The organism is Mycoplasma tullyi (genome assembly GCF_014068355.1).
Classification (GTDB): Bacteria; Bacillota_I; Bacilli_A; order Mycoplasmatales; family Mycoplasmoidaceae; genus Mycoplasmoides; species Mycoplasmoides tullyi.
The window spans coordinates 436256-448535 of the sequence record NZ_CP059674.1 but is presented as its reverse complement, the minus strand read 5'-3'; the positions used below and the strand labels follow the sequence as shown (position 1 = coordinate 448535).

Below are 12280 nucleotides of genomic sequence, written 5' to 3'. Positions count from 1 at the left end.
TAAAAAATACATATGTTGTAACGTATAGAAGATAATAGTGAGATTAATTAAGCAAACAGAAAATAATGATTGTGGCATAGCTGTAATCAGAATGCTATATAACCATTATTTTGATCATGATCTAAATGATTTTCTAATCAAAGCTGACACGCATATATCTAATAGTGGTATTAATATCAATCAGTTTGAAGATATTGCTAGTAAACATCATTTATTATGTGAGTCTTATCAAGCTAGTTTTGATGAATTAATAAAACTAAATGATAAGTATTTAGTGTGTTTATTAAAAGCTGAAGATTTTAATCATTTTGTTATTGTCAAGAAGAAAAATTCTTCTTTTATAGTTTATGATCCTGGCAGTAATAATGTTCAGAGCATTGCTCATGAAGAATTTGAGAAAGTTTTTGCTGGCATTATTATTAAAGTTAGTCCCGATTATCTTAACTATACAAAACCTGACTATGACACCAAATTTAGTTTTGCAAGAATAATTAGTTTCAAATATATTCTGATCTTTTTAGTTATTGAATTATTGATTACTGCAACTAGTATTGGGCTGACGTTTTTATTTAAGATCCTAATTAATGATGTGATAAATACTTCGGTAATTAATAACATTTTGATTATTATTGTTACTTTTATCTTGATCAAAGTTATTAATCTAGTTGGATCAGGATTATTAAGTATTTGACAACAGCAATTGATTAAGAATCAGTATCAGTATTGATGATCACAGTTACTATCAACTTTCAGTTTACCTAAAACGATTAAGTTGATTAAAGATGACATAGGAAAGATCTATAAATACGATGAGTTTTTATTAAACTGTTTAGAGTTTTATATAAAAAAAGTTGCAAGTTTTATTAACAACATTTTGATTGTTGTTGTCGCAATCATTTTGTTATATCGAATTCACATCTTCTTTTTGTTTATTACCTTATTTCAAAGCTTTGTTTCATTAGTTTATTTGCTACTAAATTTATTCTGATTTAAAGGATATAAACAAAAAGCTAGAGAACTACAGATTAAACAACAAACCTATTTATATGAGTTTCACAAAACAATTGTTAATACACAACACCAAACGTTCTATCAACAATGGACTAATGATGTTAAAGAGGTGTTCAGTGACAACTTAAATCTAAATAAAAAGATAAACCAAAGTGCAAATTTTAGTAATGCAATTTTTGAACTTATTAAATATTTCATAACATGTATTACCTTAGTTGTAGGGATCTCTTTAATCCTTAATTTAAACACTATAGATCTAGCTACTTTAATCTATGTAAGTACATTACAAGGTTTATTAATTGGTAGTATTGATGGATTGATTAAATTTATGAATGAATCATATGAATTTAGAATCGCAAAATCTAATATTCATAATTTGATTTTATTGCAAAAAGAACCGCAAAATTTAACAAATTACTCAAGAAAAATTAATTCAATACAGTTTAAAAATGTTTACTTATTTTTTGATGCGCAACCTATCTTTAATGATTTAAATTTAACGATCAATGAGCCTGTATTCTTATCCGCAAGAAACGCCAGCGGTAAATCGACTTTAATTAAATCAATCATTAAACGTCAACTATTATCATCAGGTGAGATCTTTATCAACGAAATGAATATTAATAAGTATTCAAACCAATGATTGTTGAATAACGTGGTTTATCTTTCGGATCAGAAAAGTAATGTAGAACTCAGTAATGAATGACTAATTGAATTCCTTAAGAAAAACAAGCGACCAGAATTATTAGAAATTATCGAGTATTTCAAACTTTTTGATGCTGATAAATACAATCTTAGTTCTGGTCAAAATCAAGTATTAAAACTATTGCATTCTTACAACTCTAGAAATAAATTATTTTTACTAGATGAAGTGTTAAATAATATTGATGAAGCAATCAAACATCAAGTTTTTCAAATCATTATTAAACAGATTGTTAAAAACAACTTAACCATCATGATTGAACATGATCATAGTTTTAGTAGATATTTTAAAAAACAGATTAACCTACATGAATACCAATAAAATTATTAACAGTACGATTATTAGTTTGTTTATTGTTTTGCTTACTTTTTTAGCGATTGTTTTTCTCGTCAGAATCAATCTTTATGAAAGCTATGTTTTTCAAAAACAAGACCAAAGGCTACAAGTTAATCTAGCTCAAGATTCACAGTTAGCTAATTTTATAAAAAAGAACAAAGCTAAATACTTGATTGGATACTATAAAAATAACTCACGTTCACTCAAATTCATGATTGATAAAATGAACGAAAATGATGCGATTTTACAATCGAATCAAGCCATAGATCAGAATGTGGGAACAATTAGTTTTTATTTAGGTAAAAGTCCTTTATATCACCATCTAATAAAATCGATTAATCTATAATTAACGATATGATTAATCATTTTGATTTAAAAAAGATTCCATCAAATATCAAAGAAGATTTTAGTGCAATATTAGAGATCATTAATAAATGCTTTTCATCACATTTTAAAGTCAAAAACGATCTATTTTATGAACTTAGTTTTGTTAGTGAAAAACAAAGTTTAGAACTAAACTCTTCATTAAGAAATAAAGAATATGTCGCTGATGTAATTAGTGTTTGTATGTGAGAAAACGCAGATATGATTACTCCACTACTAGGTGAAATCTTTATTTGTTCAAAAAAGATAGCAAAAGATGCGATCAAATATGAAGTTAATTTTTGATACTTATTAATCAGAATGATTATTCACGGATTATTACACCTATTAGAGTTTGATCATGAACAAAGTGATGCCTATGAATATGTCACTTTAAGTATTCAAGAACAAATTGTCGAGCAGGTGATTAAAACAGCTAAAAAGAAACTATGAAAAAATCAGGAATTGTTGTCATTACTGGGTTAGCAAGTGTTGGAAAATCAACTTTAATTAATAAGATTGCCAACAGTAAAGTTGCAATCATTTCTAAATATGATCAAACAACAAGAAACGTTATTGCTCACAAGATCGTTCATGACAAGATCGATTATTTATTATTAGACACTCCTGGATTTCATAAGAGTTTTAATAAACTAAGTCTTTTTTTAAATAGTGAAATCAAACAAGCTTATAAACATGCTCATGCTTGTATTCTAATTGTTGATAGCACTAAAAAGCCAACTGAAGATTTCATTAATCTCTTAAAAATTATGAAATCATATGAGATGAATAATTTGATTGTGATCTATTCAAAAATAGATCTAATAAAAAATGAAGAGAATATCAATGAAACTCAACAGTTAATTAATGAATCATTCAAAGTTGTTAAGACAATTAAAGCTAATTTATTAACAGATGATTTAAATGATACGATCGATGAAGGATTAGAACAACTGTTAGATGAAAATTACGAACTGCCTGAATCTGAACTAGATGAAAACGAAAAAGATAATTTTGAAATTAAAGAAATTATCCGAGAAAAAATCTTAAATAATACTTTTCAAGAAGTGCCTCATTCTGTAGCAGTTATCATTGAAGCAAAGAAATACGATCAAGAAAAAAAGTTGTTCAATATTGAATGTGCAATTGTAACAGAACGCGAATCGCAAAAAAAGATCATCATTGGTAAACAAGGATCAATGATTAAAAAGATCGGAATTCAAGCTCGTAATGAGTTACTAAACATCTACGATTGTAAAATCAATCTTAAACTCTTTGTTAAAGTTGAAAAAGAATGACGTAACGATGATTATTTAATAAAGTCATTAGGTCATAAAAAATGAGTTCTATAACCAAAAAAGGCTATATTATTGATTATTTTGATCATAATGAAAATGATCAAATCATCAAAATCTTATTTAATGATAATACCCTAACTAGTTTAATTAGTATAGGAAGTAAAAAGATCCTATCAAAAAACGGTAGATACATCACACTAGGATCTTTACATGACTTTGAGTTTTTTCAAGCTCGATCAATTGAGCGACTTTCAAAACTCAAAAAGATCCATAAGATTGATACAAAAGATGCTACCATTAGTGAATCCTTACCAATGGTTGTTATGCATCATTATTTGAATAAGAAAAGTGGTGATTTAGAAAACAATTTCTTTAATTTTTATGATGATGTGATCAATTATGTAACTAAGCAAACATACAGTGATGAAACAATTATTATCTACATTTTATTGAACATCATCAATCTAGAAGGAATCGCATTCCAACTACTTAATTGTGGAATCTGTAATAGCAAACAAGTAATCACTTTATCATTTAAAAGTATGCATGGCTTGTGTGAAAAATGTGCATATGATCAACATGAATTCTTATATGACAAGAATTTTATGCGTAATATTTTTTGGTTAATATATAAAAATGATTATGAAGTTTCTACTTTAGACACTAGACAATATATATCTTTAATAAAGGGATTGGCCAGCGCAATTTATCACAATGCAGGCATTTATTTGGAACCAGTGTTTAGTCATTTAATTAAATTAAAATAAAAGAATATGGAATTAAAACAAGATCAGATTGTTAATTTCTTAAAGAACTATGGCTTTGTTTATCAGTCTTCTGAGATCTATAATGGGTTAGCCAACTCTTGAGACTATGGCCCATTAGGAGCTTTATTAAAGAATAATATTAAGCAGTTGCTGTTAAAACACTTTGTGTTTTCTCAACCTGATATGAAACTTTTGGACAGTTCAATAATCTTAAATCCTGAAGTTTGAAAAGCATCTGGTCATTTAGATAATTTTTCAGATCCTTTAGTTGATTGTAAAGAGTGTAAATCACGTTATCGAGCTGATAAGTTAATTGAAGAATTAAACAATGATTCAATTAAGATTACAGAAAACACTGATCCTACTGAATTAGAACAAATCTTAGTCGATAAAAAGATTGAATGTAAAAAGTGTCAATCAATTAATTGAACAAAGATTAGAAAATTTAATCTGATGTTTAAGACGTTTCAAGGTGTGGTTGAAGATTCACTTAACACCATTTATTTAAGACCTGAAACTGCTCAAGGGATCTTTATTAACTTCAAGAATATTGTTAGAAGTCAAAGAATGAAATTACCGTTTGGTGTAGCACAAATTGGTAAGGCATTTAGAAATGAAATCACTCCTGGAAATTTCATTTTTAGAACTAGAGAATTTGAACAATTTGAAATTGAATATTTTTTAGAACCTGAATTAGTTTCACAAAAATTTGAATCATACGTAGATCGGATCGAAGATTTCTTATTTAACAAATTGTTAATTAATAAAGAATTAATTAAGCGTCATGAAATCCCTAAAGATGAATTAGCTCACTATTCATCTAGAACGATCGATTTTGAATTCAATTTCCCTCATGGATGATCTGAATTATGAGGATTAGCTCATCGTGGAAATTTTGATCTAACAGCACATTCAAACCAATCGGGTAAAACACTTGATTATAATAATGAAGTTGAAAAAACTAAGATTATTCCCGATGTAATCGAACCTTCTTTAGGGATTGAAAGAATCTTATATGCAATTATTTGTGCTCATTATCAAGTAGAACAATTAGCTGATAATGATTCTAGAGAAGTCTTAAGATTACCTGTTTCATTATCACCATATCAGTTAGCAGTCTTACCATTAGTTAATAAACTAAAAGATCAAGCATATGAGTTATATCTAGATCTATTAAAAATGGGTGATGTTAACTTACGATTTGATTTTGATAGTGCTGGATCAATTGGTAAAAGATATCGTAGATATGATGCAATCGGAACGAAATACTGTTTAACTTACGATTTTGATTCACTAGAAAAAGGAATTGTCACGATCAGAGAACGTGACAGTATGGAACAAATTAAATTACCAATCTCTGAACTAAGGTCATGAATTAGAAATAATTTGCATGAGTAATGATTTAAATCAATTAGCAAAATACATAAGAAAGAAGATCAGTGTATCTTCAATAATTTCGAAGTATCTTGATCTAGAAAGAAAAGGATCAAATTACAAATCGCTTTGCCCATTTCATGATGACAACACTCCTTCATTTAGTGTTAATGATCCTAAAGGAGTTTGAAAGTGTTTTAGTTGTAATGAAAGTGGTGGAGTAATTGAATTTGTTCAAAAAAAAGACAACTTAAATTTTGTTGAAGCTGTTAAAAAAATTGTTGAGCTTGAAGGAATCGATTTAGCTGAAATCGGTTATTCATTAGATTTTAATAAGCAAAAAGCTGTTGATGAGTCAGATCAAGAATTTTATAAGTTAAATCAATTCTTAGCTTGAAAAGCTCACACCAACTTACGTCTAGAATTCGTTAATAACAAAAAATTAAATGAGTTCTTAAATAAAAGAGGATTAATTAACGAAGAATTATTAAATAATTTTCAAATTGGTTTTCATCCCAAGAGTTATTCACTTAATAAATTAGTGGAAGACTTAAAAGTCTTCTATCAAAAACATTTAAATAAAACTTATGATGAAGAGATCATCTTAAGTAATCTTAGATACATCAAATACATCTCAGAAAAAAATACTTGTTATTTTAATAACCGGGTAATTTTTCCAATCAAAAATGCCGATGGTCAAGTTGTTGGTTTTTCAGGTAGAACAATTGATCAAAATAATGAAGTTAAATATTTAAATACACCTGAAACTGATTATTTCATTAAAGGTAATAACTTATACAATTATTCTTCATTAGAGTTTGATGAGAATAACTCTACTTTATTTCTTTGTGAAGGATATATGGATGTTATTGCTTTATATCAGATCGGAGTTAAAAATGCAGTTGCCATCATGGGAACAGCTTTAACCGATCATCAGATCGAGTTAATTAAAGCAAAACTTAATCAGATTAAAAGAATCGTATTAGCATTAGATAACGATGAATCTGGTAAAAAAGCTACAGTTACCTGTATCAAATTATTAGCTAGAAAAAGAATTCATAAAGTTTATCAACTAGATTATGAAAATATAGAACAAAAAGATCTAGATGAAATCTATCATCTAGAAAATGGTGAAAATCTACTAAAAGAGTTAATCAATAAACAATTATCAACAAAAAAAGAACAAGAAAACGTTGAGTATGATGATGAAAAACAATTATCAACTCAACTATATGATGAGTTAAGTGAACTTAAACCTGAACAGGATGATCAGATTGATATCACTCAACTGATTGATTACAATCTTGATAAAAGAATCAACCAACAATTAAGAGATTTTATTCAAGCAGTAATTAAGATCTGTCACTATTACTTAATTAGCTTTAATTATGTAACCTATAAAGATCTATCAAATGTTAGATTGAAGATCTTAAGTAAGATTAATTTATATAAACCTACTAGATACTTATTTAATACGATGCTACAAATCACTTTAAATAATGAAGTGATGAAAAGTTTAACGACAAATCAACAATTAGATGCAATCTTGTTTTGTTACAGCTTTACTAAGAAATTTCTAGATGGATTTAATGATTTAATCTTTAAAAAGATTAATGATCTTTATTTATTAAATGCAAAGCTAAACACTTTAAACGATCGACTTCAAAATAAGGTAAAACTTAAATTGTTTGATGATACTTTATATGTTATGAAAAAACATATCGAAAGTTGCTTAGATGTCGATTTATTTCATAATCTAAAGAACAAGTTATTAACTGACATTAAATATTTAAAGTATGCAGCATTAGCTCATGATCAATTTGGTCATGAAGAAGAGTTAAATGCTTATTTAAAATCGTGTTCAACTGGAATTGATGGTTTTAAAGAACTATACGAATTAAAAACTAAACAACAACTAGTAGATTGATTATCGAAAGGTGAGATCTTCAAATTAGCTGAGATTAAGAATCTCAATGTTTTAGAAGAACTATTAAAAACAAGATAATTACTAAATATTTTTACAATATTGTAAAATTAAGCTAATTATTGCTTTTTATACCTTTAACATTTACAAGAATGGCAAAAAATACAAATTCAACATCTAAGAACAAAACTGCTTCTAAAGCTAAAGACATTAGTCAATTGTCTTTGAAACAAAGACTTGAGTTAGCTAAAAAGCAAGAAAAAACACCAACTAAGAAGTCTGCTAGTAAAAAAACAGAAGCAGTTAGTGAAACTAAAAAGAGCGCAAAATCTACTAAAGTAGAAAAAACTGTTACTGAGAAAAAATCTAGTGCATCAACAAAATCTAAAAAAGTTAAGTCAGAAGAAGTTGTAGTCAAACAACCTAAAGCTGAAACTAAAAAAACTAAAGTTGCAGCTACTAAAAAAGAAGTAGCTCTTAAAGATAAGAAAGCAAAAACTGAACCTGAAGCTGTTGCTAAACAAGAAGAAGAGAAAAAAACAAAGCTTTCATTAAAATCATCAAAGAAATCTAGTAAAGCTAAAGCGACTAGTAAAAAAGACGAAGATCATGATTTAGATAACGAAATCGATCTTGATGATTTCGATAATAAAGATGATGATATCGACTTTGATGATTTCAAAGAAGAAAATTATAAGTCCACTTTCAAAGAAACTGATTTTAACGAACAAGATGAACTAGAAGATAAGGAATTCAACTTATCTGATTTTTTCAGTGATAGTAAGCTAGATATCGATCAACCGATTACGACTCAAAAACGCCAAAGAGGTCGTAAACCAAAACACGCTCCTAGTAATGAAAAAAATGATTTAGTTTATCACGAAGTCTTAGAAGCATCATCTAAAACTAAGAATAACGATCAAGAATCAATTCGAGCTACTAAAACACTTTTAGCTAAGGCTAAAGCTACTAAATCTTTATCAAATGAAGATATTATCGATGTTTTTAAAAACTACGAATTTACTGAAGCTGAAGATTTAGAAATTCTTGAAGAATTAAAAGATAACAAGATCAAATTAGAAGATGATGTTGAAGAAAAGATCTCATTATTTAGAAAAAATCAAGACTTAAGTGAAATTGATAAAAACTTAGATGATTTAATTAGCAAAGGTGCTTCAACTAAAGATAAAGTTGAAGATAATGTTAAGGCATTCTTAGGAACATTAGGTTCTTCTAAAATTCTTAATTTCGGAGAAGAAATTCAGATTGCTAAACTATTAGGGAGTACCGATCCTGAAACTAGAGAATATGCAATCAACCAATTAGTAACGTCTAACTTAAGATTAGTTACTTCAATTGCTAAGAAATATTTAAACAGAGGTTTAGATTTCGTTGATCTGATCCAAGAAGGATCAATCGGGTTAATGAAAGCGATCTCTAAGTTTAATTACAAACTAGGTAATAAGTTTTCAACTTATGCAACATGATGAATTAGACAAGCAATTACAAGAGCCATTGCTGATCAAGCAAGAACAGTAAGAATTCCTGTTCACATGGTTGAAACAATCAACAAGTTAATTAAAACTGAAAGAATGTTGACTCAACAACTAGGAAGAGATCCAACATTAGAAGAATTAACTGAAGCAATGGGTGGTCAAGTTAATGGATTTACTCCTAAAAAAGTTGCTGACATTAAAAAATTAAACCAAGAACCAGTATCTTTAGATAAACCAATTGGTCACGACGAAGAATCTCAATTCGTAGATTTTGTTAAAGATCGCGATATTTTAAAACCAGACGAATACACTGAAAAATTAATTGTTACTGAACACATTAATGAACTTTTTGTTAATACATTGACAAAAAAAGAAGAACAGATCATTAGAATGCGTTATGGTCTACACCCTTGACACCAACAAATGACACTAGAAGAAGTTGGTCAAAAGTTCAATGTAACAAGAGAAAGAATTCGTCAAATCGAATCTAAAGCTTTAAGAAAATTAAAACACCCATCTAAAAATGCGAGATTACGTTCTTTCTTAAAACATGACTCAGAAAATTAAACTTATCTCTCAGATGATCGATGATGCTTTTTTAGTAGCGGATGTAGGTTGTGATCATGGTCATCTTGGTGTTGAATTAATCAAACAAAATAAAGCACAATATGTGCTTAATGTTGATGTTAACTTATCACCACTTAAACAAGCAATTGCTAATTCTAAAAAGATAATTGGTAAAGAAAGAATTATCAATATTCTTAATGATGGTTTAAGTAATTTAAGTATTAAAAACCCAATTGACTATTGTGTGATTGCTGGTCTTGGTGTTACCAAAATTAATGACATCATCAACAGTTCGGTTGTTGAATTAAAGCAATTGATTATTCAACCTGAAAAAAATCACATCAAAATGCGATATTATCTAACCAAGAATAATTATCAAATCGTTGATGAGATGATTATTTTTGAAAAGAATAATTACTACTTAATTATTAAAGCAATTAAGTGTGAAGAAAAACCGCATTTAACTAATACCGATTATGTGATTGGACCAATTTTAAAAAATCAAAATAGTCCTGAATTAATCAATTATATTGAGCAACAAAAAGAATTGCTCGAAAAGATTCCAGTTGATGCAAGAAAAAAACTGCAACATATTGCGATCAAAGAATATGATCGATTTCTTAATAATCAATGAAAATTAGAAAAGTCACAAACTGAATCTTAAAACAATTTCCTTTAAAAAATCAGTTAAGTTTTGATAATGCTAAATTAATTAATCATAAGAACTTAGCTAATGAATTAACTAAAATTTTGGTTTGTGCTGATTATGATCGGTTTAATTTTGAGTTAGCTAAAAAACATAATGCTAATCTGATTATTTCTCATCACCCGATGTTTATTAATCCTCAAGATTTAAAAACTGATTCGTTTATTGCTAAAGCTTACCAGGATTTTAATCAAAACAATCGTAGCTTTTTAGTTCTGCACACTGCTTATGACTTTAATCCTAGTGGTGCTCATTCATACTTTTTTAAATTATTAAATATCAATAAGTTTAATCCGAATCCAATTAATCATTATTACGAGTTTGAAATTGATTGTTCTTTAGATGAATTAATTTCAGATTTAAAAAAGATTGAATATATTGATCAAGTTCAATATTTATCAACTGCTAAATTCAAGAAAAAACTAAAAAAAGGTTTGATCTGTTTAGGTAGTGGATATAGTTCTAATGAACTTGATCTTGAATTATTTAAGCAATATGATCTTTTAATCACTGGTGATTTAAAATGATCATCATGAATTAATGCAATTAATCATGAGATCAGTGTGATTGACATAGGTCATCATGTAGAATCAATCTTTATTGATCATATTGGTGAGTTATTGACCCAAAAATTTCCAGAATTAGATCCTAAACAATTGATCTTAGGTCATTCTCAATTTAAGATTATTAAGAGGTAAAAAGATGAATTTAGCAGGATATATCAGTCTCTTAGTGATCTCTAGCTTATTAATTGGATATTTATCAGGTTCAATTATGTTTGCTGATGTTGCAAGTATGATTCTTAAAAGAAACGTTCGCGAACTTGGTTCAAAAAATCCTGGAACGACCAATTCTTTTAGAGTGTTTCCAAAAAAAGTTGCGATCACCATCGGTTTTTTTGAAATCATCAAATCAGTGGTTCCGTTTGGAATCGCTTTAGCTATTTATAAATATGGTATAGAACCACAACTAATCAAGCTTGATCCTGAAGTAATTAACAAAATCTATTATTTGACTTATTTAGCGCCCTTAGCAGCAATTTTTGGTCATATGTATCCTGTTTATTTTAAGTTCAAGGGTGGTAAAGCGGTAGCAACAACTGCTGGTTTTGTTTTTGTTGTTTCACCATGGTGATTTTTAATTATTGCTTTACTTTGATGAACAATTACTTTAATTACTAAATATGTTTCATTAGCATCAATAGCTTGTTTTGTCGTCTTTTTATTTTTACCTTATATTATTTGATTAGATTACTTATGGTTATTTAGTCTAGATGAGATCACTTTTTTAACTTATCAAAGTGATTGATACATTATCCTGTTTTTTGCAATCTCCAACACTATATTAAGCACATCAATTATCTGAAAGCATCGTACAAATATCGTAAGATTAATTAATAAACAAGAAAATAAGATTACAAAGAAAGTTTAATTATGGCAAGAAGAAAACAAACCGTAATTGGTGAAATCTTAGATCTATTAGATGATCTAAGATTATTAATTAGAAGAGATGGTGGTGATCTCTCTTTTGAAAATTACGAAAAAGGAATCGTAACAATCAAACTACTTGGTAATTGTGATGGATGTGCTCTTGTTGATATGACTTATAAAGATGGAGTAGAAACGATCCTTAAATCAGAAATCCCTGAAGTAAAGTCAGTTGTTTTAATTCAAAGTAAAGAAGAAAATTCCAACCTTTTAGGAATTACCAAATCACCAGTATTTGGAGATTAAGT

The 12280-nt window shown here is 27.9% G+C and carries 12 protein-coding genes; all 12 read left to right on the top strand.

Annotated elements, in window-relative coordinates; all coding sequences use genetic code 4:
- Positions 1 to 37: 37 nt before the first annotated feature.
- The 12 genes from H3143_RS01870 (at position 38) to H3143_RS01815 (ending at position 12278) form a co-directional block, all read left to right on the top strand.
- Complete coding sequence (locus tag H3143_RS01870) at positions 38 to 2035, top strand: cysteine peptidase family C39 domain-containing protein (RefSeq protein WP_182078522.1); 1998 nt, start codon at positions 38 to 40, stop codon at positions 2033 to 2035.
- Positions 2022 to 2396 (top strand): hypothetical protein, encoded by a 375-nt coding sequence (locus tag H3143_RS01865; RefSeq protein WP_228444757.1) that lies wholly within the window; start codon positions 2022 to 2024, stop codon positions 2394 to 2396. Before H3143_RS01870 ends, H3143_RS01865 begins: the two co-directional genes overlap by 14 nt.
- Before the next feature lie 8 nt (positions 2397 to 2404).
- Positions 2405 to 2899: an rRNA maturation RNase YbeY gene (ybeY, locus tag H3143_RS01860; protein WP_182078520.1), complete on the top strand. Its 495-nt coding sequence runs from the start codon at positions 2405 to 2407 to the stop codon at positions 2897 to 2899.
- The gene (era, locus tag H3143_RS01855) at positions 2863 to 3765 is read left to right on the top strand and encodes a GTPase Era (protein WP_182078519.1); all 903 of its coding nucleotides are present in this window, start codon (positions 2863 to 2865) and stop codon (positions 3763 to 3765) included. Before ybeY ends, era begins: the two co-directional genes overlap by 37 nt.
- Complete coding sequence (gene recO / locus H3143_RS01850; protein ID WP_182078518.1) at positions 3753 to 4478, top strand: DNA repair protein RecO; 726 nt, start codon at positions 3753 to 3755, stop codon at positions 4476 to 4478. Before era ends, recO begins: the two co-directional genes overlap by 13 nt.
- A gap of 6 nt (positions 4479 to 4484) precedes the next feature.
- Complete coding sequence (locus H3143_RS01845; RefSeq protein WP_182078517.1) at positions 4485 to 5876, top strand: glycine--tRNA ligase; 1392 nt, start codon at positions 4485 to 4487, stop codon at positions 5874 to 5876.
- On the top strand, positions 5869 to 7857 hold the full coding sequence (gene dnaG, locus H3143_RS01840; protein ID WP_182078516.1) for a DNA primase: 1989 nt from the start codon (positions 5869 to 5871) through the stop codon (positions 7855 to 7857). The genes H3143_RS01845 and dnaG overlap by 8 nt, the downstream gene beginning before the upstream one ends.
- A 71-nt stretch (positions 7858 to 7928) precedes the next feature.
- Positions 7929 to 9839, top strand: a complete 1911-nt coding sequence (locus tag H3143_RS01835) for an RNA polymerase sigma factor (RefSeq protein ID WP_228444756.1) — start codon at positions 7929 to 7931, stop codon at positions 9837 to 9839.
- The gene (locus H3143_RS01830) at positions 9823 to 10503 is read left to right on the top strand and encodes a class I SAM-dependent methyltransferase (RefSeq protein ID WP_182078514.1); all 681 of its coding nucleotides are present in this window, start codon (positions 9823 to 9825) and stop codon (positions 10501 to 10503) included. Before H3143_RS01835 ends, H3143_RS01830 begins: the two co-directional genes overlap by 17 nt.
- On the top strand, positions 10470 to 11243 hold the full coding sequence (locus H3143_RS01825) for a Nif3-like dinuclear metal center hexameric protein (RefSeq protein ID WP_182078513.1): 774 nt from the start codon (positions 10470 to 10472) through the stop codon (positions 11241 to 11243). The genes H3143_RS01830 and H3143_RS01825 overlap by 34 nt, the downstream gene beginning before the upstream one ends.
- Positions 11244 to 11247: 4 nt before the next feature.
- Complete coding sequence (gene plsY / locus H3143_RS01820; protein WP_182078512.1) at positions 11248 to 11976, top strand: glycerol-3-phosphate 1-O-acyltransferase PlsY; 729 nt, start codon at positions 11248 to 11250, stop codon at positions 11974 to 11976.
- 2 nt (positions 11977 to 11978) lie between these two features.
- A complete protein-coding gene (locus tag H3143_RS01815) occupies positions 11979 to 12278 on the top strand; it encodes a NifU family protein (protein WP_182078511.1) in 300 nt (99 codons plus the stop codon).
- Positions 12279 to 12280 lie beyond the last annotated feature (2 nt).